Source organism: Saccharopolyspora indica, assembly GCF_027853965.1.
Lineage (GTDB): Bacteria > Actinomycetota > Actinomycetes > Mycobacteriales > Pseudonocardiaceae > Saccharopolyspora > Saccharopolyspora indica.
In genome coordinates this window covers 160,726-181,239 of record NZ_JAQGLB010000008.1, presented here as the reverse complement: position 1 = coordinate 181,239, position 20,514 = coordinate 160,726, and the positions used below count along the sequence as shown (strand labels likewise).

Sequence of the window (20,514 nt, the reverse complement as noted above, 5' to 3'; positions counted from 1 at the left end):
CGTGCCTGTGCACGACGTCAGGGCTGCCCGCCTCCGGTGGCTCGCCGCGGCAGACCGCTCCGCGGCACCCGACGCCGCTGCCCGGCGGTGGCTCCCGTCAGTCGCCTGCGGCGTCTTGCGGCTCGGTGTCGCCGTCCATGCCGATGCCCAGCTGCGCGGCCGCCGACAGGCCTTCCAGGAAGCCGATGGCCCGCTCGGTCTTCGGGTAGCGGCGCACCCACTTCCAGAAGTCGGGGCCGTGGCCGGGCACCAGCAGGTGCGCCAGCTCGTGCACGAGCACGTAATCGAGCACCCATCCGGGTACATCTCGGAGGCGTCGACTCACCCGAATGGTGGCCTCGCTCGGCGTGCAGGAGGCCCATCGGGTGCGCATCGGCGGCACCCATCGAACACTGCTCGGTTCGGCCCGGCCGTCGAGGTACCGCGCGGACAGCTCGCGACAGCGCTCGATCAGCGCCTCGTCGGACTCGCGCGCCGGCGAGCGGCGGCGCGTCTCGCTCCGCTGCAGGCGGCTGAGCATGTCCGCCACCCAGCGCTTTTCCTCCGCGCGAGTCATCCGCGCCGGAAGCAGCACCACGATCTTGTCACCGTCGCGATAGGCGCTCACCGTTTGCCGGCGGCGCTTGCTGCGGCGCACCTCGACCTGGGGTTCAGCCACGAATCTGGACCCTAGCGAGAAGAGCCGACAATCGGTTCCCCCGGTGAGCCGCACCACAGCGCCTACGCACTGTGACCCACTGAGGGATTACTCAATTTAGCCGAACATGCCATGCTCTTAATGCATGCATGTCGAATGGCCCACATGTACCGTTCCCCCAGCCGCCCGGAGCAGGGCCGCAGACGATCCAGCCGGCTGGCTGGGTCATGACACGAAGGAGGGGAGCCGTGGCCGAGACGTACAACGGCTACTGCGTCAAGTGCCGGGAGAAGCGGGACTTCTCCGGCGAGGTCTCGGAGACCAACGGTCGCCGGATGGCCAAGGGCACATGCCCGGTCTGCGGCACCAAGATGACCCGCATCCTCGGCAAGGCGTGACCGGGCCCGGGTGGGCCGCCACAGGGCCCACCCGCCTGTCCGCCCGCCGGACACCGCAGCGGTCGCGCGCCGGTGCGCCAGGGGGACACACGTGTCCCGCAGTGGTCCGCACCAGGCGAAATGGGCGGACCACACCGGATGTTCCGCACCGCGCTCGACCGCTTTCCGACTTCTTTCCCCGGCTGCTCCCGGAAAGCCGATTCTCCCCGCTTTCACCGGTTCGGCGGAGCGCTGGAATCCGCCTGCCGACGCAATGTCCGCGCCAAGATGGCTAACGCGTCCCAAGGCGCGCCCGGAAACCTCTAGCATGTGCCTGGGTTCCTCGATTTCGAATGCGTCTTCGGACGCTTCGGACACCGAGAGGGTTTTCCTGCGCGTACCAAGGAGAATTCGTGGCCGACATCCCGCGCCGGGCAGCGCACCGCACCGCCAAGCTCGCCAGCCTCCCGCTCGGCGTCGCCGGTCGGGTGGCCGCCGGCTGGGGCAAGCGGCTCGTCGGTCAGGACGCGGCCCAGATCAACGCCGAGGTGTCGGCCAAGACCGCGGAGCAGCTGTTCTCCGTGCTCGGCCAGCTCAAGGGCGGCGCGATGAAGTTCGGCCAGGCGCTGAGCGTCTTCGAGGCCGCCGTCCCGGACGAGATGGCCGGCCCGTACCGCGAAGCGCTCACCAAGCTGCAGGCCGCAGCCCCGCCGATGGCCGCGAGCAGCGTGCACCGGGTGCTGGACGAGCAGCTCGGCCGCGCGTGGCGCAAGCGGTTCAGCGAGTTCGACGACACTCCCGCCGCCTCGGCCAGCATCGGCCAGGTGCACCGGGCGATCTGGCACGACGGCCGCGAGGTCGCGGTCAAGGTGCAGTACCCCGGCGCGGACGAGGCCCTGCGCTCCGACCTGCGCCAGCTGACGCGGTTCTCCCGGCTGTTCCAGTCGCTGGCGCCCGGCGCCGAGGTCAAACCCCTGCTGGCCGAGCTGCAGGAGCGGATGGTCGAGGAGCTCGACTACCGCACCGAGGCCGACAACCAGCGCGCTTTCGCCAAGGTGTACCGGGACGACGAGGCCGTCCGGGTGCCCGCGGTCGTGGCCAGCGCCCCCAAGGTCGTCGTGACGGAGTGGGTGACCGGCACCCCGTACTCGCGGATCATCGCCGACGGCGACCGCGAGCAGCGCAACACCGCGGGCAGGCTGCTCGCGGAGTTCCACTACTCCGCGCCCTCGCGAGTCGGCATGCTGCACGCCGACCCGCACCCCGGCAACTTCATGCTGCTGCCGGACGGACGTCTCGCCGTGATCGACTTCGGCGCGGTGTCCCGGCTGCCCGACGGCCTGCCCACCACCTTCGGCCGGATGATCCGGCTGGCGCTGGAGGACAAGTCCGCCGAGCTGCTCGACCTGCTGCGCGCCGAGCGGTTCGTGCAGTCCGACCGCGAGCTCCGCGGCGAGGACGTGCTGGCCTACCTGGCACCGTTCGTCGACCCGGTCCGCACCCCGACGTTCCACTTCACCCGGCGCTGGTTGCAGCGGCAGGCCGAGCGGGTCGGCGACCTGCGCAGCCCCGACTTCCGCACCGGCCGGTCGCTGAACCTGCCGCCGGACTACCTGCTGATCCACCGCGTGACGCTGGGCGCGACCGGGATCCTGTGCCAGCTCGACGCGGAGGTCGACGCACTCGACGTCATCGCCAGGTGGCAGCCCGGCTTCACCGACTGATCCCGCACCGCTACGCGGAGCTCCCCCGGGTTTCCTTCGCTCCCACGTGGACCGTGTTGGCGGTGAGGTAGAAGACGTCGTCGCGGTCGCCGACGTAGTGCTCGCCCGTCTCGTCCAGCAGCTGGTCGAGCGCGTCGAGATCGGCCGGGTCCAGGAACTCCTCCGCGTGCCTGCGCAGCAGGTGCAGGCGCCGCAGCACCGCGCTGCGGCCGATCTCGCCCAGCGGTGCCGGGCGGTCGACGAGGTAGCTCCACGAGCGCACGTCGGTCAGCCCCGCCGCCGCCAGCGCCCGGCCCCAGCCCACCGGAAGCCGGGCCGAACCGGTCATCTCGCCGCGCATCTGCCGGAACCACTGCTCGCGCGCCGCGATCAACCGTCCTTCCAGGCCCGGCCCGCCCGGCCCGACGTCGTCGGGCAGCACCTTGGTCTGCAGCCCGAACTCGACGATCGCCAGCCTGCCACCCGGGCGCACCAGCTCCGCGAGCCGGCGCAGCCCGGCCAGCTGGTCCGGCAGGTGGTGCACGACGAACGCGGCGAAGACCAGGTCGGCCTGCGCCGGTGCGCCGGAACGCACCACCGCCTCGACCAGTTCGTCCGAGGCGGCGTCCGCCCGCACCGGGTGCACTGCCACCCGGTCGGCCACCGCCCCGGCGTGGGCGGACGCCGCCGAGAGCAGCTCCGGCGCGGTGTCCACCACGATCACGTCGCCACCGGAACCGGCCAGCGCGGCGGCGAAGGCCGCCGCCGTGCCACCGGCTCCGGAGCCGATCTCCAGCACCGTGCGATCGTTCGGTCGCAGCAGCGCGGCGACCAGCTCCGCGGTCTCCGGCGCGGTCAGCTCGTCGGCCTCCCGCAACCGGTGCAGGTGCGCGTCCCAGTCGATGTTGTCGTGCGAGTGCATAGCCACGAACGACCAGCTTACGGCGCATCGCGCGTTCTGCTCTGCAGTTGTCAAGGTGCGCGGTCCCCGGCCGTGGCCGCCCCTCCCACGACCTCGGCCGGAAACTTGGTGCTGCAAAACCCCTTTCAGCCTGTCGGGCGGCAATACGACCCGCCGTGCCGGGAGCGTCGCGGGTCCACGGACGCCGCCTGGCGAGAACAGCCCATGTTCCGGGCCCGCGGCCAGGCGACGTCCGAGGTTCCGCTGCTCGCGACACCACGCAGCACGAACCTGGAAGCTCGCTCGGTGCAACGTGGTTCAGCGGTGTTCGCTCAGCAACATCGCGAGGTGGCCGCGGCCCGCCGCGTCGCGTAGGCGGCCAACCACCGCCACCAGCGACCGGCGGACAGTTCGTGGGCCACCCGTTGTCGATGCGCTTCCTCGCGCAGTTCGTTGATCCGCAGCAAGGTCATCTCTTCGTACGTCATGTCTCCTACCTCGTTCGTCTGGTGCGTGCCGGAGCACGGGATCGGTGGTGCGCGTTCGGCGTTACGCCGCCTGCTCCTGCCGGCGGCTCGGGGTCGCCGACGGCTGGTCCGCCGGCAGCGGGTGCTTGCGCGGGCGGCCACGCGGCCGCTTGCGGGCGACCACCTCACCGCGCTCGAAGATCTCGCCGCCCCAGACGCCCCACGGCTCGGCGCGGGACAGCGCCCCGGCCAGGCACTCGGCCCGGATCGGGCACTCGGCGCACAAGGTCTTGGCCTGGTCCAGCTCCCGGGGGCTCTCGGCGAACCAGAGGTCCGGGTCCTGGCGGCAGGGCAGCTTGTCGTCCAGGCTGGTCGAGCTGTCGAGCAGCCCGGCGACGGTGTCAGCAGCTGGCTGCAAGTCGGTGCCCGAATTGGTTATCGGCACACTCGCCGTCAACATGCGACGTCCTCCTGTAGTCGATCGGTAACAGGTTGTGGATGTGGGATTTCGGCGACGCCAAAAAGGCCGCGGACCCATTCGCTGGTCCGCGGCCTGTGGCAAGCCTGAGAGGCGCCCCTAGATCAGTTGATCAGGGATTCGCCGACAAACGGACCGACGTGGGGTCTCCGCGCCCACTGGGAGCGCACGGAACCAACGCGGCTGGAACTTTCGGCCATAACCGGCGTGCACGACAGCCGGCGAAGACGCAAAAGTGGTACGGAACAGCGCGATGGCCCAAGCCATGAGGGGGCTCGGGGTGCGGAAGATCAGATTCGTCGACACCAATGCCACCCCCTTCTCCGGGCTCCAGATCGTGATCCTGCCGACCACGACTCGCGCTCTTGCAGGTTATTGGCACCGCCGTGCCGGTCGCAACTTATTTTTCAAAGATTCCGCCCGGAACCTTGAAAACCTTCGCTACCTGGGGTTTTACCGCGAGCCGGGACGCTCGCCCTGGATCAGCGCGAGCACGTCCGAACCGAACTTCTGCACCTTGGACGCGCCGATCCCGGAGATGCCCACCAGGGCTCCCTCGTCCAGCGGTCGCTGCTCGGCGATCGCGGTCAGCGTCGCATCGGTGAACACCACGTAGGCGGGCACCTTCAGCTGGCGGGCCCGCTCGCTGCGCCACGCCTTCAGCTGGGACAGCAGGTCCTCGTCCACATCGGAGGGGCAGTCCGCGCAGCGGCCCAGCTTGATGTCCATCGTGCCCGCCAGCGGGGCGTTGCAGATGCGGCAGCGCGGCTTGGCCGGTTTCGCCAGCCGGGAGAGCTGCTCGCGCTGCTTCCCGCGGCCGGGCAGCGCGGCCGGGTGCTCGTCCGGGACCAGGCTGTACAGGAAGCGGCTGCGCCTGCGGAAGCGCCGCCCACCAGCGCGCGCCAACGCCCACGACAGGCTCAGGTGCTCGCGGGCCCGGGTGACCCCGACGTAGAGCAGGCGGCGTTCCTCCTCTACGGCCGCGTCGGTGTCGGCGTGCTGGATCGGCAGCGTTCCCTCGACCAGCCCGACCAGGAACACCGCGTCCCACTCCAAGCCCTTCGCCGCGTGCAGCGAGGCCAGGGTCACCCCCTCGACCGTCGGCGGGTGCTGGGACTCGGCGCGCGCGTCCAGCTCCGCGACGTAGCGGGCCAGGTCCGCGTCGGGCACGGTGGCCGCGAGCTCCTCGGCGAGCTCCACCAGCGCGATCAGCGACTCCCAGCGCTCGCGGGCCGAGCCACCGGCCGGCGGCTCATCGGTCAGGCCGACCTCGCGCAGCACATCGCGGACGGTGCCCGGCAGGTCCTGCGCGCCGTCGTCGCGGGCGACGGCCGTCCGCAGCGTGACCATCGCCTGCCGCACCTCGGCCCGCGCGAAGAAGCGCTCCCCGCCGCGCACCTGGTACGGGATCTCGGCGTCGGCCAGCGCCTTCTCGTAGACCTCCGACTGGGCGTTGACCCGGAACAGCACCGCGATCTCCGAGAGCGCCACGCCGCGCTTGGCCAGCTGGGCGATCTTGCGCGCGACGGCTTCCGCCTCGTCGGTCTCGTCGTCGTACTCGGCGAAGTCCGGGCGCGGGCCGTCCGGGCGCTGGCCGACCAGCTTCAACCGGGTTCCGGCCGGGCGCTCCCGAGCGGCGCTGATGACCTGGTTCGCCAGCGACACCACCTGCGGGGTGCTGCGGTAGTCGCGCTCCAGCCGGACCACGGTGGCCTCCGGGAAGCGCCGCGGGAACGCGATCAGCCACTTCGGCGAGGCGCCCGCGAAGGAGTAGATCGTCTGGTTCGCATCGCCCACCACGGTGAGGTCGTCGCGGTTGCCCACCCAGGCGTCGAGCACGCGCTGCTGCAGCGGGTTCACGTCCTGGTACTCGTCCACCACGAACGACCGGTAGCGGCTGCGGAACTCCTCGGCGATCTCGGGGCTGTCCTCCAGGATCGCCGCGATGTGCAGCAGCAGGTCGTCGAAGTCGAGGGCCTGCGCGCGGTTCTTGATCTGCTCGTAGGCCGCGAAGGCCTTGCTCAGCTGCTCGGGCAGCACCGGGACGTCGCGACCGGCAGCGGCGGCCGCGGCCGGGTACTGCTCCGGGCCGATCAGCGAGGACTTGGCCCACTCGATCTCGCCGGCCACATCGCGGACGTCCTCCTTCTCGGTGGACAGCCCGACCTTGTTCGCGGCCTGCATCACCAGCCGGAACTTGTTGTCCGTCAGCTGCCACATGTGCGTCTCGTGCACCCGCGGCCAGAAGTAGCGCAGCTGCCGGAACGCCGCGGCGTGGAAGGTCTGGGCCTGCACACCGGCCGCGTCCAGCCCGCGCAACCGGGTGCGCATCTCCCCCGCCGCGCGGGCGGTGAAGGTGACCGCGAGGACCTGCTGCGGTGCGACGAGCCCGCGCTGCACGAGGTAGGCGATGCGGTGGGTGATGGTCCGGGTCTTGCCGGTGCCCGCACCGGCGAGGACGCACACGGGCCCGCGTGGTGCGATGACCGCCTGCCGCTGCTCCGGATCGAGACCTTCCAGGAGTCGCGGTTGTTCGGCCATGCCCGGCATCCTCGCAGACCCGCTCCCCCGATCGGGCCCACACCCCGGACACGGCCCCGCGTGTCGGCCACCCCGCAGGGATGACCAGAACGCACGTTCGAGGCGAGAAGGCCGCCTGACGGGGCCGGCCGGGTGGGTCCGACCGGCCCCTCAGGTCAGCTCTGCCAGGTCGCCCAGCCGCGGATCATGCGGTAGGCGATGGAGACGCCTGGGGGCAGGCGGACGCCGTCGACGGCTCCGTCCGACTCCAGCGCGGCCCGCACCGTGTCCCGGTGCACCCAGCGGGCGTCCTCGATCTCGCCGTCGGCCGGGACCAGCGGCGCCGAGGGGTCCGCGGTCGCCGCGAAGCCCAGCATCAGCGAGCGCGGGAACGGCCACGGCTGGCTGCCCAGGTAGCGGACGTCGGCGACGTCCACCCCCACTTCCTCCGCGATCTCGCGCGCGACGCAGGCCTCCAGCGACTCGCCGACCTCGACGAACCCGGCCAGCACCGAGTACCGCTCCGGCGGCCAGTTCGGCTGGCGGGCCAGCAGCACCTGGTCCCCGCCGTCGTGCACGAGGCAGATCACGGCGGGGTCGGTCCGCGGGTACTCCTCGCGGTCGCACCCCGTGCAGCGCCGCGCCCACCCGGCGCGCACGCGCGTCGTGGCCGCGCCGCACACCGCGCAGTAGCGGGCGTTGTCGTGCCAGCTGAGCAGGCCGACCGCGGTGGTGAACAGCCCCGCGTCGGTGTCGTTGAGCAGCCCACCGCCGTTGCGGAGGTCGAGCCAGCCCTCCTGCGCACCGTCGTGATCGCTGCGCAGCGCCCAGTAGCTGATCTCGTCCTCGAGGCCGAGCAGCACCGCTCCGGGCGCGGGGCGCTCGCCGAAATCGCTGGCCGGGTGGGCCACCAGACCCGAACCGGTGTCGATCCGGGTGCGGCCCTTGGCGTCGACCAGCAACACCTTCCCGGTCGCCCACAGGGCCGCCCCGCCGTCGGCGGCGTCCCGCAGCTGCTCCCGCCGGTCCACGGTCGACCGGGACAGCAGCGGCGCGGAATCCAGCTGGAAACCCGTTCCAGCGAACACATCGGAGGTCATTCGCCCGCCTCACCGAGTAACCGAATCACGGCAGCACCACACCACCGAGCAGCCGCAACTGGTCGGCCAGCACGTCCGCGTCACCGACGACCACACCGGTGAAGGCGGTCGGGGCCAGCCGCTTCGCCGCCTCGGCCACCTGCTCGACGGTCACCTCGCGCAGCCGCTCCGGGTGCTCCACCAGCCATTCCTGCGCCAGCCCTGCCACCGCCAGCGCGACGAGCGTGGAGGCCATCCCGGACTGCGAGGCGGTGGAGGTGAGCAGGCCGCCGATGGCGTACTGGCGGGCGGACTCGACCTCGGACTCGGTCGGCGGCACCAGCGCCAGCCTGGCCAGCTCGTAGCGGGTCTCCAGCAGCGCGGCCGCGGTCACCTCGCTGGCCGTGTCGGCGTCCACCAGCAGCGTGCCGTTGCCCGGGGTGAACTCGAACGAGGAGTGCGCGCCGTAGGTGTAGCCCTTGTCCTCGCGGATGTTCTCCACCAGCCGCGAGGAGAAGTAGCCGCCGAAGGTGAGGTTCGCGATCTGCAGCGCCGGGTACTGCGGGTCGGTGCGCGGCAGCGCCTGCGCGGAGAGCCGCAGCTGCGACTGGACCGCGCCCGGCCGGTGCACCAGCTTCACGTCGCCGCCCTGCACCACCGGCAAGGACGGCAGCGCGGTGGCGCTGCGCTCGGACTGCCAGCCGCCCAGGATCCGCTCGACCGTCGCGACCGTCTGCTCCGGATCGATGTCGCCCACGAGCACCAGCACCGAACCGCGCGGCAGCACCGCCTCGGGGTGCAGGGCGCGGACCTCCTCCGCGGTGACGGCGGCGACGTCCTCGGCCGCCGGCACCTCGCGGACGAACGGGTGGTCGCCGTAGCGGTGGCGCTGCAGCTCCTCCCGGGCGATCACCCGCGGCTGCGAACGCGCGACGGCGATCCGCTCGACCAGGCGACCGCGTTCCCCGGTGATCTCCTCGTCCAGGTAGGCAGCCCCGGTCAGCGCGTCGGCGAGCACGTCGAGCAGCGTGTCGAGGCCGGTGGCCAGCGCGTTGCCGTAGACGCTGAGCCGCTCCGGGTCGACGACCGCGTTCAGGTCGCCGCCGACGGCGGCCAGGTCGGTGTCCATCTGCACGCGGCTGCGGCGCTCGGTGCCGGTCAGCAGCGTCTCGGCCAGCACCTCGGCGCGCGCCGGGTGCTTGGGGTCGTCGCCGGCGAACGGGATCCGCAGGCGCAGCTCGACCATCGGCACCACGCCGTGGCGGGCGGCGATCACGCGCAGCCCGTTGCTCAGCACGGTGTCCGCGGTGGCGGGGAGCCGGCCGGTGCGGGGCTCGCCGAGCGGCGGCAGCGGCCGCGGGCCCAGCTCGGTGCGGCCGATCTCCTCGGCGCTGCGGTGCGTTGCGCGGGTCATGCCCTGTACCGCCTCTCCGCGATTTTCAGTGGTGGTTGCGTTCGGGAGTGATCTTGCGGTGTGGCGGTTTCTCGTGGCTGGGTTGCGTCGCAGTCCCCTGAGGTGCGGTTGAGCAGGGCTGGAGTTGACACAGGGGGTGTCATGCCGCGCCTCCGTGCTCGTCGCCAGCGGGTTCGATCTCCAGGACCGCGCGGGCATCGGACCGCAGCGCCTTCGCCGCCGCGGCGACGTCCTCGGCGCTGACCTCGCCGATCCGCTTCGGCAGCTCGGAGATCAGCTCCGCCCGGCCGTGCAGCAGCTCGGCGCTGCCCAGGTCGAGGGTCCGGGAGATCACCCGGTCGTGCTCCCGGTAGAGGCTGGCGGCCCAGCGGGCGGTGACCCGGGACAGCTCGTCGGCGCTCGGGCCGTCGGTGGCCAGCTTCTCCAGCTCGTCGTCGATCGCGCCGACCACCCGGTCCAGCCCGACCTCCGGGGTGTGGATCGCGGTGATGGTGAAGGTGTCGGGGTCGCGGGCGTCCAGCGGCGCGCCCATCAGACCGCAACCGGCGTGCACGTCGACGACCAGCGAGTCCTGGTGCAGCAGGCGCTGCTGCAGCCGGGAGGCGTCGCCGTCGCTCAGGATCGCGGCCAGCACCACGTCGGCCAGGTAGGCGTCCAGCTCGCCGACCGGGTCGGGCAGCCGGTAGCCGAGGGCCACCGCGGGCAGCGGCGCGTGCGGGTCGACCTGCTTGCCGCGCAGCTCACCGGCCGGGAACGGCTCGCCGAACGACGGCCGCGGCGCGACCTCGCGGGCCGGGACGTCGCCGAAGTGCTTGTGCACCAGCTCGGTGGTGCGCTCGACGTCGATGTCCCCGGCCACGGTGAGCACCGCGTTGCCGGGCGCGTAGTAGGTGTCGAAGAAGGCGGCGCAGTCGTCGACCGTCGCCTGCTCCAGGTCGGTGAAGTCGCCGTAGCCGTTGTGCGCGTTGGCGAAGGTCGAGTACAGCACCGGGGGCAGCAGGATCCACGGGAACCCGCCGTAGGGCCGGTTGAGGACGTTGAGCCGGATCTCCTCCTTGACCACGTCCACCTGGTTGCGCAGGTTCTCCTCGGTGATCTTCGGCGCCCGCATCCGGTCCGCTTCGAGGAACAGCGCCCGCTCCAGCGCGGCCGAGGGCAGCACCTGGTAGTAGTCGGTGTAGTCCTGGTGCGTCGAACCGTTGAAGGTGCCGCCGGAACCCTGCACGTGGCGGAAGTGCGCGAGCTTCTCCAGGCTCTCGCTGCCCTGGAACATCAGGTGCTCGAAGAGGTGCGCGAAACCGGTGCGCCCCTCCGGTTCGGAACGGAAGCCCACGTCGTAGTGCACGCTGACACCGACCACAGGAGCCTGCCCTGACGCTTGGCCCGCTGCCGAGTCCGGTGCCAGCACCACGCGCAGCCCGTTGGGCAACGTAACGCGATGCAGCTGGGGTTCGACCATGCCATGCAGCCTACGTGCGGCGCGCACAGCGGCGCGTGCCCCCTTCACCACGCTTCGGAATCACCCGTGCGCAGAGCGCTTCAGCGCACCTGCGCGATCATCCGGTCGATCTCCGCCCCGATCGTGCGCGCATCGGCGGGGGTGAGCATGTAGATCTGCTCTCCGGTGTTGCCGCGCACGTTGTGGTCGAGGTAACGACCATCGGGCTCGACGTTGTCGAACCACTTGACGATCGACGAGCGCTTCGTCCGGCCGTACTGGTCGCGGAGGTTCGCCGCGATCTGCCCCAACCGGACGTGCTGCGTCCGGCCGATCGCCTGGTACAGGTCGAACTCGCGATCACCGCTGCTGCCGCGCTGCTGCGTCGCGGTCTGCATGTAGCTGCCCTGCGGGTCCTCGTCCGGCTGGTCCGGGCGGAACGAGCTGGCCGGCACCCGTGCCGGACCGCGATTGCCCGGCGGCGCGGGCGGAAGCGTCGGCAACAGCACCTGCGGCAGCGGAACGCCTTCGTGCACCTCGACGGTCAGCATCCCGCCGTGGGCGGGGTCCTCGCTCGGGGACTGCACCCCGAGCACCACCCGGTTCCCCTCCGTCACCGCCGCGACCGTTCGCCAGCAGTGGTCCTCCCCCACCTGCGGGAACCAGAGCGAGTCCACCCACAGGAACGGGTGGGCGAGCAGCTTGAGGGCGTCGGCCAGGTTCGGCTGGATCTCGTCGTTGACGAGAACCCCCGCAGCTGCCATGCGCTCCATCTCCGCCTGGGCGATCCGGCCGAGCTGCTCGGTGGTGCGCCCGAAGGAGCGGCTGTTCAGCGGGAGCGTCAGCGCGTCGATCTTCAGGTACTTGAGGACGACGTCGAGATGAACCGGCAGCAACTGCCAGCGACCCAACACGCTCACCGTTCTGTTCCTCCCAATTGATCGTGGTCCGGTGGTGGCTCGGGCGAGCCACCACCGGACCACATCCTGACGTGCTGTTACTCGCCCAGAACCGGAGGCGCGGTCTTCGGCATGTCGTTCATCCAGATGTCCTCCTGCTCTTCGAGCCAGGAGGGGCGCTCGTGCTCGTCGTCCTCGCCGCCTTGGCCGCGTTGACCAGCACCACCCATGCCGCCCATCATGCCGCGACCGCCACCGGCACCTCGGGCTCCGGCCGCACCGGCACCAGCTCCGGCGCCCGCTCCGGCAGCTCCTCCGGCACCGAGGCCACCAGCTCCGGCTCGGCCACCAGCGGCCATCCCGGCCCCGGCCGCACCGGCACCGAGGCCACCGGCCATACCGCCGACCATGCCGGCGCCACCCGCTCCGGGCCCGCCGCCGGGCATGCCGCCACCCGGACCGCCACCACCGGGGAGACCGCCGCCAGGGCCACCGATTCCGGGAACCTGGGGCGGATCGGCCCAAGCACTGCCCGTTCCGGACGGCGGGTTGTAGCCACCGGGGCCACCGCCGCCGGGGTAGCCGCCACCGGGCAAACCACCGGGACCGCCACCGCCCGGGTAACCGCCGCCGGGGCCACCGCCACCAGGCAGACCGCCGCCCGGATAGCCGCCGCCGGGACCACCGCCACCAGGCAGACCGCCGCCGCCACCGCCACCGGGGCCGCCACCGATCCCACCGCCGTCGCCTGGACCGCCACGACCCCAGTCAGTGGGCGGCTGCGGGGGCGGTGGGGGCGGGGTGACGACCTTGCCCTCGGGCGTCTGAAAGGCCGGCATCTGGGCGTCGACGTTGGTGAACGTCGGGCTGTAGACGCGCCCCATGGTCTCCTGGGCGGCCTTCTCGGCCTCTTCGCGCTCCTTCATCTGCGCGAGCGCGTCACCACCGCCGCCGAGCGGGCCGAGCGCGATCGTCGAGGCTGCCGTCCGCCCCCAGCTGTGCCCCTCCGGCTCCGGTACCGAGGTCTTGACCTGGCCTGCCGCCGAACCCACGGTCTTCAGGTTGTTACCGGTCATCTCGAAGGCGTTGCCACTGCCTTCCATCCAGTTCTTGACCGGTTCGCCGAGCGTCTTGGCCTGCTCAGCGGCCTCTCCCTGCCAACCGCCGCTGATGATCTCCTTCAGCTTGGAGTCGAACTGCGGACCACGTTCGCGGAGTGCCTTGCCCAGTTCCACCCAGGCGTCCGCGGTCTTGCCGACGTCGCCCTCGTTGATCGTGTCCTGGTTCGTCCGGTAGATGTCGGCATGGCTGAATCCGGACCAGTTCACGCACTGGGAAATTCCAGGCGGGTCGTACCCGACGACACCGTCCTGCAGCGCCTGGTTGCGCTGCGCCAGCTCATCCCGCTCGTTCTGACCGTCCTGCGTCGCCTGCTGAGCACGCTCCTTGGCCTCTTTCTGGGCCACGGTGTCGTACCCGAAGACACCCGCTCCGGCGTCGTGGATGGTGTTCCCGACGTCGCTGATCCGGTCTCCGACCCAATCCCCAAATCCCATGACTCCCCCTAGCTCCTATCACTCAGGAAGTCTCGGCTCGATCTGCCGCGCGACCTTCTCCGCCTCGCCGCACGGATCAGCGACCGAATCCCTCATCAAGCCCGTCACCGTCACGATGACCGTGCCGCCTCCAGCATCAAGGAACGCGGAGCAAATGCCTTGCCCCTCCGACCCCTTGGTCACACCGTTCGCCGCTTTCCTGCCGTTGACCTCGTACGGCTCCAGCGAGCCGAAATTGCCCTGCTTCGTGTAGGCGTCGAACGCGGTGTCGGGAACTTTGTAGAGCGTGACGTCCTTGATGTCACCTCGGAAGTTGCACCCCGGCTCAGTATCGATAGTGCTGTCCGGCTCGCCCGGGCCTTGCACGCCGAAAGCAGACAGATCTTCTGCGGTGAAGAAGTTGCAGACGTCGAAGTCAGCCAGACCCGAACTCTGGGCTGCGGAGGTCTCCGGCTGCTGACCGCCTCCGGTCGACCCACCGGAACAGGCCGACAGCCCGACCAGTGCCAGACCTGCGGTCGCGACGATCAAGGAGCGGGAGTACAAGCTCACTACATACCTCGCTGAATGTCTTGGGCGTGCTGTTCGTCGATGGCACGGTAGTCCTTGGCAGCAGCCCGGTAGGCCTCCGCCATCTTCTGCAACTCGTCCTGCATCTGTCGAACCAGATCCACTGCCCCGGATTCCGAGGTCGTAGCCTTGTCGACGAAACGTTGGGTCAGGTCGCGCCCGTCCGGATAGTCACCGAGCCCCGTGAGCCGCGTGATCTGATCGCTTCTACGGATCAGCTGCTGCAACTCGCGGATCTCGTCCTCGCAGTGCTTGGCGGCTTTCTCCGCCGCATCGGGATCCAGGGCGAGCATCCCTGACCCGACCTGCTGGTTCACCCACTGCGTCTGCGCGGCGACGGCCTTGATCCCCTCGGCTGCCCCAGCGAAGCCTGCACTGTCTGCGTTTGCCATCCCAGACCCCTCTGGACTCTGCGACATCCCCCACGAAAACGTGGCTACTCTAGCTTGACGCACGCCGGGCCGGAACGGTTCCCACCAGCATTGTTGCCGATCAGCATCAACCGTTCGGCCGCACATCACAGAGTCGTCACAGCTCGCCGCGAGGTGTAACGCGGGCTCCGCCGGACAGGCGCGAGATCAGCTCGGAGAGTTCTTCGCTCTACAACCGTTACTTCGGCAGCCGCGGAGCGGTCGCAGCAGCGATCTTCTCCGCTTCGGCACAAGCATCCACCGAGTCGGCGAGGCGGCCGGACACTCCGTAGATGACGACGCCGCCGCCAGTGTCGACGAGCACGTTGCAGCCGCCGGTGGCGCCGCCACTCGGAACGTTCGCCACCACACCGGAGCGTCCGCCCACGGACTGCTTGTCGTACCGCTCCCAGTTGCCGTTCTTCTCGTACGAAGCCACGGTCTCCTCGACGTTCTTCTGGAGCACGAGCCCCATCTGCCCGCCCTGCCATCGGCATCCCGGCTCGAAGCTCACCGGCGTGAACTCCGCTGCCTCGGTCTGCAATCCCCACGAGCTGAGCTCATCGGGATTGAAGAACGTGCACGGGTCGAACTGCTCCAGCGCAGCCCCACCGACCCGCTCCGTCGATTCCTCGGAGCCCACATTTCGGGCCGAATCGCCACTGGTGCCGCACGCGGACACCCCGACGAGCGCAACGCCAGCGGTCAGGACGACAACGGACCGAACAAGACTCAGCACTGAATACCTCACCTCAGGTCGATCGACGTTCGCCAACTGCTCCGGGCTCAGCTCTTCAGGGCTGTGTTGAGCTTTTCGGTCAGGTTCGGGAAGGCCAGGCGGAAGTTCTGCAGGTTCGGGGTTTGGGGGGCTGCGTACCAGTACAGACCGGGGGTTCCGTCGGCGGCCGGGTCGAGTTCGGCGAATTCCGCCAGCCAGCGGTCCGTTTCGCCGAGGACCAGCGCGTACGGCAGGGAGCGGGAGAACACCGTTTCGCGGTCCGCCGCGGGCAGTGAGTTCGCCGAGACCTCGTGGAGGTAGCCGCGCAGGCCCCTGACCTGCATCACCAGCGCGCTGCCGCGGCGCGTTCGGGCGGGCATCAGGCGGGCACTGGCCACCATCGCGACGCCGCCGAGCACCACACCCAGGCCGAGCAGGGCGACGGAGGTCGTCAGCGCCAGGGCCGCGGTGAGCGCCGCACCGCCGATCGCGACGCCGATTCCGCTCCACCAGAACAGGTTCCGGTCCGCGTCCGGGCGGCGGGCGAACCACTCCTTGTCCACCACGTCCGCGTACAGCGCGTCGCGCACCCGGGACAGGTCCAGGCCGCGCAGCTGGGACAGGCGGACCTCCGCCGCTTCGCCGACCAGCAGGTCGTGCACCGCGCGCTCGAAGGGCCGCAGGGCGTCGTCCGCCGGGTTGATCCGGACGATCCGCCAGTCCTGGCCGGGCAGTTCCTCGATCCACAGGTAGTTGCGGACCGCCAGGTCGATCACGGTGGCCGTCACGTCCACCGGGTCGACCCGCTCGTCGACCACCGCACCGATCTGGCCGGGCAGCACGCCGTCCGGGGAGGCGAAGGTGACGCCGCCGCGCGAATCGGTCATCAGCACCTCGACGCGGCCGACGTCCTCGCCGTACGCGCGGACGTCCCGGCCGCGGGCGTACCAGACCAGGCCGAGGCCGCCGATCAGGACCAGTCCGATGGCCGCCAGGCCCACGCCGGTTCCCGGCGTCAGCGAGAACGCCTTCGCCAGGCTGAAGTACTCCTCGGTCACCGCCGTCGCCGGGACCGTGCCCGCGGGCAGCTGGAACGTGATGTCCATGCGGTCGCCGGGTGCGAGCCCGTAGGTCATCGCCCGCATCTCCTGCGTGTGGGAGATCTCGAACTGGTCGCAGCGGTGCTCGCTGCCCAGCGGGCCGGCCAGGCACATGATCGCCTGCGGGACCTTCGGCGACAGCAGCGAGACCTCGATGCGGCCCACCGGCACGTTCCAGCCGCCGGACACCTGCCAGCGCACGTCCTGCAGGTCGCCCGCGTCGGCCACGGCGCCGCGCACCACGTACTTCAGCGTCGAGACCCCGGGTTGCAGGGTCACGCGCACGTCGTCGGCGCCGACGTGCACTTCGCCGCCGTCCACCGACGCGTCGGAGACGGTGAACACCCGGTCCTCCCCCGGGCCGCTGGACTGGCGCAGCGGCGTGGTGCGCGTCACCGGCTGACCAGGAGGTACGACGATCTGCTCGGTGACCGACACCAGCCCGTCGCGCTCCAGCTTGAGGTGCACCTCACTGGCCACCTCGCCGGGCAGCGCGTCGACCGGTTCTTCCTGCGCAGCGGCCGCGGTCGGCGCGCCCAGCAGCAGCGCGGCCAGCGCGATCAGCAGTCCCCGTTTGGTCAACACGGCCCGAACGATAGCGGCCCGAAGTTATTCTCTGGTCCGCAACCGGCGAGATCGATTCGAGGAAGTTGGGGAGCGCACGGCCCGGTGGCGGACCGCCGAACTCCGCTCGATCGTCCACATTCGACACACCGCGAGGAAGACCGCATGACCCAGCCGCCTCGGCCGCCGCACGGCCCGCAGCCGCCACAGCAGCCGTGGCCGCCGCAGCAACCTCGCGGTGCTCACCCGCGCCCGCGCGGGGCGCAACCGCCACCGGTTCCCGGCCCGCAGCGGCCGCCGTTACCCCCGCCCGGTGTCCGGCCGGTTTCCGGTCCCCGGCCGATGGGCCCGCCACCTCCGATGCCGCCGCGCGGCGCGGCTCCGCACGGCCCACCGCCGCCGATGCCGCCCATGCGGCCGCCGAAGCGCAAGGGGAACGGCGGTGTGATCATCGCGCTGGTGCTGGTCGGCGTGACGCTGTGCGGCATCACCCTGGTCGGCGCGATGGCCTCGGCGATCACCTCCGATCGCGCCTCGGACTACGACAGCAGCCCCACCAGCAGCGAGGCCGGCTCGTCCAGCACCCGCACCTCGACCTCGCGCACCACCAGCTCGTCGACGACGTCGAGCACCACCTCGGAGACCAGCGGCTACGACGACTCGACGCAGATCCAGCCGGTGGCGCGGCTCGGCGATCACCCGATCAACATCCAGGACAACGGCGCGGTGAACACCCCGTGCAACCTGCCCACCTTCCGCACCGACGTCGAGTCGCAGGACCGCTTCTACCAGGCCGCCCTGCCGTGCCTGGTGGAGGCGTGGCGGCCGCTGCTGGAGGAGGCCGACCTGCCGGTCCGCACGCCGAAGGTGGTCACCAGCGGCAGCGACTTCGAAACCCCTTGCGGCACGCGGAAGTGGAACCAGACCGCGATGTACTGCCCGGGCAGCCACACGATCTACATGACCGCGCGGTACTACGCCGAGAAGGAGCAGCTCAGCGAGCCGGGCGCGTACCTGGGCCAGTTCGCGCACGAGTTCGGCCACGCGGTGCAGGGCATGTCCGGGATCAGCACGGCCTTCGGCGACGCCGCCTACGACGCGGGCGGCCGGGACACCCCGAGCGGGCTGGAGCTGACCCGGCGTTCGGAGTTGCAGGCGACCTGCTTCGGCGGGATGACGCTGGCCGCGCTGCAGAACGGCGGGGTCAGCAACGACTACATCTTCCCGGCGCTGTACGACTCCCGCGGCCGCGGCGACGAGCACTCCAACGTCCGCGACCACGGCACCACGAAGAACAACAACGCGTGGGTCGACCAGGGCTTCTACAAGAACGAGATCACCCAGTGCAACACCTGGATGGCCGACGCCTCCGACGTCAGCTGAGCTCCACCGAACTTCGCGTCAGCGTCTGCCGAGCATCAGGGCGTAGCCGCCGCCTGCGACTCCGGCGAGGGTGAGCAGGATCCAGTTGGCGCGTTCGGCGAGCTCGTCGAGCTGGGAGTCGTTCGCGGTGGCCGGGCGGACCACGAGTTCCCCGGTCGCCCGGGCCGGGACCAGCACCGGCAGCTGCTGACCGCGGCTGTGCCCGCAGCCGTCGAACCGCGCGCGGTGGAGTTCGCCGCCGATCTCGACCTCGACCAGGTCGCCCGCCGCCGCGCCGCCGCACGGGCGCGACTCCACCACGGTCGCCGTCGCCGGGCGCAGCTGCGCGCGTCCCCGGTCGGCCGCTGCCACCAGCGGCCAAACCGCCGCTCCGGCCAGGACGACGCCGAGCAGGCCGAGGACGAGCAGGATCGGCGCGACCGACGCCGAACCTCGTTGCCTACCCACGACACCGATAGTGCCAGGATCGCGGAAGTAGCGGGATCACCGACCGCGCGACCGGATCACGGCTCGGCCGGGGTCACCTTCTTCACGTAGAGCAGGCGGTCGCCGGATTCGATGGCGTCGGCCTCCGGTGCGTCCACCCGGTACAGGTGCCCTTCGCGGACCACGCCGAGCACTATGTCCGACAGGTGCCGCGGTGAGCCGCCGATCTCCTGCTCCTCGACCTCCCGCTCGGCGATCGCCAGCCCGGCGTCCGGGGTGAGCAGGTCCTCGAACATCTCCACCACGGACGGCGTGGAGGTCGCCATGCCGAGCAGGCGCCCGGAGGTCTCGCTGGAGACCACCACGGAGTCCGCACCGGACTGCCGCAGCAGGTGGACGTTCTCGGCCTCCCGCACCGCCGCGACGATCTGCGCCTTCGGCGCGAGCTCGCGCGCGGTCAGGGTGACCAGCACCGCGGTGTCGTCGCGGGCCGGGGCCACCACGATGGCCCGCGCTCGCGTCGCACCCGCGACCCTCAGCACGTCGGAGCGGGTGCCGGAACCGTTGACCGTGACCAGCCCCTGCGCGGAAGCCGCCTCCAGCGCGGTGTGGTTGGTGTCGACCACCACGATGCGGCCGGGTTCGGCGCCTTCGCCGAGCAGTGCGGTGACCGCCGACCGGCCCTTGGTTCCGTATCCGACGACGACCACGTGGTCGCGCACCTTGGACCTCCAGCGTTGGATCTTGAACGCCTGTCGCGAGCGCTCGGTGAGCACTTCCAGTGTGGTACCGACCAGCACGATCAGGAACAGCACCCGCAGCGGGGTGATGACCAGCACGTTCACCAGCCGGGCCGAATCGCTGACCGGGGTGATGTCGCCGTAGCCGGTGGTGGACAGCGTCACCGTCGCGTAGTAGACGGCGTCGAGCAGGCTGAGCCCGTCGCCCGCGTTGTTGTCCTGGTAGCCGTCGCGGTCGAAGTAGACCAGCAGCACCGTGGCCGCCAGCGCGAGGCTGGCGCCGATGATGCGGCGGGTGATCGAGCGGACCGGGCTGATCACGCTGCCGGGCATCCGGATCACGCCGACCAGCGCGTGGTCCGGCCGGCTGGTCAGCTCGTCCTTGTCGGCCCGCCTGCCGATGAACGGCTGCGCCAGCGACTTGGGACCTCGCCGCATCATGAACCGTGCCCCCCGACTCCGCGACAACTCACGGCGCAGAACAGTAACCCCGCGCGCAAGCCGACCGGGGTCCGGCACCCCGGCGCGGGATCGAAGTCTTCTCCTGCCGAGCGGAAGACCTGTCCCCGAATCGGGGGGTCGGCGTTCTACCATGCAGAAGTGCAGCAGCTTCAGCACGCGGCCCGCGCCCTGGGGTGGAACGGCCAGCTGATCCCGGACGTGGAAGTCCTCGGCGCGAAGTTCGCCGCCGTGGTGCGCATCCGCCAGGACGTCCACCAGTGGCGAAGTCGCCACGGTTGGGCGCCCGAGCTCAACCCTGCCTGGTTCCGGTCCTGGTCCGAGCCCAGCACGCACGACCACGTGCCGGTGCCCGCGGTGGACCTGCTCGGCGCCCTGGTCCCGGTGGCCCACCCGCGGTTCGCGCTGCGCGCGTGCGGAACGCTGCTGACGCTGGCGCCGTGCGCCGTGGTCCTCCCGTCGAACCAGCCGTACCGCCCGCTGCGCATGCTCGAACTCGACTACTACGGCGTGGGCGTGGTCAACGCCGCCCCCGACAACCCGGCCGAGCTGGTGCTCGCCCCGGAGGACCGCACGGCGGAGTTCGGCTCGTCCCTCTTCGGACGCTGGCTCCTGGAGGTCCTCTACTCCCGGCTCCTCGAACTCCCCCAGCTCACCGAGAACGCCTGATCGCAG

The 20,514-nt window shown here is 70.9% G+C and carries 20 protein-coding genes; 4 read left to right on the top strand and 16 right to left on the bottom strand.

Going from position 1 to position 20,514, the window contains the following annotated elements; translation table 11 throughout:
• Nucleotides 1-97: 97 nt before the first annotated feature.
• Complete coding sequence (locus OU416_RS19470; protein ID WP_270928412.1) at nucleotides 98-658, bottom strand: M48 metallopeptidase family protein; 561 nt, start codon at nucleotides 656-658, stop codon at nucleotides 98-100.
• A gap of 227 nt (nucleotides 659-885) precedes the next feature.
• Between OU416_RS19470 and OU416_RS19465 the strand changes: the two genes are divergently transcribed.
• Both OU416_RS19465 and OU416_RS19460 read left to right on the top strand, forming a co-directional pair.
• Nucleotides 886-1,035 (top strand): DUF5679 domain-containing protein, encoded by a 150-nt coding sequence (locus OU416_RS19465; RefSeq protein ID WP_010693945.1) that lies wholly within the window; start codon nucleotides 886-888, stop codon nucleotides 1,033-1,035.
• A 392-nt stretch (nucleotides 1,036-1,427) separates the two neighbouring features.
• On the top strand, nucleotides 1,428-2,738 hold the full coding sequence (locus OU416_RS19460) for an ABC1 kinase family protein (RefSeq protein ID WP_270928411.1): 1,311 nt from the start codon (nucleotides 1,428-1,430) through the stop codon (nucleotides 2,736-2,738).
• Between the two features lie 10 nt (nucleotides 2,739-2,748).
• Here OU416_RS19460 and OU416_RS19455 read toward each other — a convergent pair whose 3' ends face one another.
• The 13 genes from OU416_RS19455 to OU416_RS19395 all read right to left on the bottom strand — a co-directional run bounded on the left by OU416_RS19455 (nucleotide 2,749) and on the right by OU416_RS19395 (nucleotide 16,852).
• Nucleotides 2,749-3,639 carry a class I SAM-dependent methyltransferase gene (locus OU416_RS19455; protein ID WP_270928552.1) on the bottom strand — a complete coding sequence of 297 codons (891 nt, stop codon included), beginning with the start codon at nucleotides 3,637-3,639 and terminating at the stop codon, nucleotides 2,749-2,751.
• 311 nt (nucleotides 3,640-3,950) lie between these two features.
• A complete protein-coding gene (locus OU416_RS19450) occupies nucleotides 3,951-4,106 on the bottom strand; it encodes a hypothetical protein (RefSeq protein WP_270928410.1) in 156 nt (51 codons plus the stop codon).
• 61 nt (nucleotides 4,107-4,167) lie between these two features.
• Nucleotides 4,168-4,545: a WhiB family transcriptional regulator gene (locus tag OU416_RS19445; RefSeq protein ID WP_270928409.1), complete on the bottom strand. Its 378-nt coding sequence runs from the start codon at nucleotides 4,543-4,545 to the stop codon at nucleotides 4,168-4,170.
• A gap of 471 nt (nucleotides 4,546-5,016) precedes the next feature.
• Nucleotides 5,017-7,104 (bottom strand): ATP-dependent DNA helicase UvrD2, encoded by a 2,088-nt coding sequence (locus OU416_RS19440; RefSeq protein WP_270928408.1) that lies wholly within the window; start codon nucleotides 7,102-7,104, stop codon nucleotides 5,017-5,019.
• 155 nt (nucleotides 7,105-7,259) lie between these two features.
• Nucleotides 7,260-8,183 carry an NAD(+) diphosphatase gene (gene nudC, locus OU416_RS19435; protein WP_270928407.1) on the bottom strand — a complete coding sequence of 308 codons (924 nt, stop codon included), beginning with the start codon at nucleotides 8,181-8,183 and terminating at the stop codon, nucleotides 7,260-7,262.
• Nucleotides 8,184-8,208: 25 nt separating this feature from the next.
• Entirely contained in the window at nucleotides 8,209-9,576 is a 1,368-nt protein-coding gene (locus tag OU416_RS19430) for a M16 family metallopeptidase (protein ID WP_270928406.1), read from the bottom strand.
• A 139-nt stretch (nucleotides 9,577-9,715) separates the two neighbouring features.
• Complete coding sequence (locus OU416_RS19425) at nucleotides 9,716-11,035, bottom strand: M16 family metallopeptidase (protein WP_270928405.1); 1,320 nt, start codon at nucleotides 11,033-11,035, stop codon at nucleotides 9,716-9,718.
• A gap of 80 nt (nucleotides 11,036-11,115) precedes the next feature.
• Nucleotides 11,116-11,934, bottom strand: coding sequence for an ESX secretion-associated protein EspG (locus tag OU416_RS19420; RefSeq protein ID WP_270928404.1), 819 nt, complete (start codon nucleotides 11,932-11,934; stop codon nucleotides 11,116-11,118).
• 77 nt (nucleotides 11,935-12,011) lie between these two features.
• Nucleotides 12,012-13,469, bottom strand: a complete 1,458-nt coding sequence (locus OU416_RS19415) for a PPE domain-containing protein (RefSeq protein ID WP_270928403.1) — start codon at nucleotides 13,467-13,469, stop codon at nucleotides 12,012-12,014.
• Nucleotides 13,470-13,487: 18 nt separating this feature from the next.
• Nucleotides 13,488-14,000: a DUF3558 family protein gene (locus tag OU416_RS19410; RefSeq protein WP_270928402.1), complete on the bottom strand. Its 513-nt coding sequence runs from the start codon at nucleotides 13,998-14,000 to the stop codon at nucleotides 13,488-13,490.
• Between the two features lie 20 nt (nucleotides 14,001-14,020).
• Nucleotides 14,021-14,431 (bottom strand): hypothetical protein, encoded by a 411-nt coding sequence (locus OU416_RS19405; protein ID WP_270928401.1) that lies wholly within the window; start codon nucleotides 14,429-14,431, stop codon nucleotides 14,021-14,023.
• 217 nt (nucleotides 14,432-14,648) lie between these two features.
• Nucleotides 14,649-15,224, bottom strand: a complete 576-nt coding sequence (locus OU416_RS19400; RefSeq protein WP_270928400.1) for a DUF3558 domain-containing protein — start codon at nucleotides 15,222-15,224, stop codon at nucleotides 14,649-14,651.
• Between the two features lie 11 nt (nucleotides 15,225-15,235).
• A complete protein-coding gene (locus OU416_RS19395; protein ID WP_270928399.1) occupies nucleotides 15,236-16,852 on the bottom strand; it encodes a DUF2207 domain-containing protein in 1,617 nt (538 codons plus the stop codon).
• Between the two features lie 390 nt (nucleotides 16,853-17,242).
• Between OU416_RS19395 and OU416_RS19390 the strand changes: the two genes are divergently transcribed.
• Nucleotides 17,243-18,214, top strand: coding sequence for a neutral zinc metallopeptidase (locus tag OU416_RS19390; protein ID WP_270928398.1), 972 nt, complete (start codon nucleotides 17,243-17,245; stop codon nucleotides 18,212-18,214).
• Between the two features lie 18 nt (nucleotides 18,215-18,232).
• Here OU416_RS19390 and OU416_RS19385 read toward each other — a convergent pair whose 3' ends face one another.
• Nucleotides 18,233-18,661, bottom strand: a complete 429-nt coding sequence (locus tag OU416_RS19385) for a hypothetical protein (RefSeq protein WP_270928397.1) — start codon at nucleotides 18,659-18,661, stop codon at nucleotides 18,233-18,235.
• Nucleotides 18,662-18,717: 56 nt separating this feature from the next.
• The gene (locus tag OU416_RS19380; protein ID WP_270928551.1) at nucleotides 18,718-19,713 is read right to left on the bottom strand and encodes a potassium channel family protein; all 996 of its coding nucleotides are present in this window, start codon (nucleotides 19,711-19,713) and stop codon (nucleotides 18,718-18,720) included.
• 267 nt (nucleotides 19,714-19,980) lie between these two features.
• On the opposite strand from OU416_RS19380, the gene OU416_RS19375 reads away from it, so the two are divergent.
• Nucleotides 19,981-20,508 (top strand): hypothetical protein, encoded by a 528-nt coding sequence (locus OU416_RS19375; protein ID WP_270928396.1) that lies wholly within the window; start codon nucleotides 19,981-19,983, stop codon nucleotides 20,506-20,508.
• Nucleotides 20,509-20,514: the final 6 nt, after the last annotated feature.

Excerpts from the sequence above, each read along its gene's own strand:
- OU416_RS19455 (WP_270928552.1), bottom strand. The coding sequence starts at position 3,639 with ATGCACTCGCACGACAACATCGACTGGGACGCGCACCTGCACCGGTTG.
- OU416_RS19450 (WP_270928410.1), bottom strand. The coding sequence starts at position 4,106 with ATGACGTACGAAGAGATGACCTTGCTGCGGATCAACGAACTGCGCGAG.
- OU416_RS19445 (WP_270928409.1), bottom strand. The coding sequence starts at position 4,545 with ATGTTGACGGCGAGTGTGCCGATAACCAATTCGGGCACCGACTTGCAG.
- OU416_RS19440 (WP_270928408.1), bottom strand. The coding sequence starts at position 7,104 with ATGGCCGAACAACCGCGACTCCTGGAAGGTCTCGATCCGGAGCAGCGG.
- nudC (WP_270928407.1), bottom strand. The coding sequence starts at position 8,183 with ATGACCTCCGATGTGTTCGCTGGAACGGGTTTCCAGCTGGATTCCGCG.
- OU416_RS19430 (WP_270928406.1), bottom strand. The coding sequence starts at position 9,576 with ATGACCCGCGCAACGCACCGCAGCGCCGAGGAGATCGGCCGCACCGAG.
- OU416_RS19425 (WP_270928405.1), bottom strand. The coding sequence starts at position 11,035 with ATGGTCGAACCCCAGCTGCATCGCGTTACGTTGCCCAACGGGCTGCGC.
- OU416_RS19415 (WP_270928403.1), bottom strand. The coding sequence starts at position 13,469 with ATGGGATTTGGGGATTGGGTCGGAGACCGGATCAGCGACGTCGGGAAC.
- OU416_RS19405 (WP_270928401.1), bottom strand. The coding sequence starts at position 14,431 with ATGGCAAACGCAGACAGTGCAGGCTTCGCTGGGGCAGCCGAGGGGATC.
- OU416_RS19390 (WP_270928398.1), top strand. The coding sequence starts at position 17,243 with ATGCGGCCGCCGAAGCGCAAGGGGAACGGCGGTGTGATCATCGCGCTG.
- OU416_RS19380 (WP_270928551.1), bottom strand. The coding sequence starts at position 19,713 with ATGCCCGGCAGCGTGATCAGCCCGGTCCGCTCGATCACCCGCCGCATC.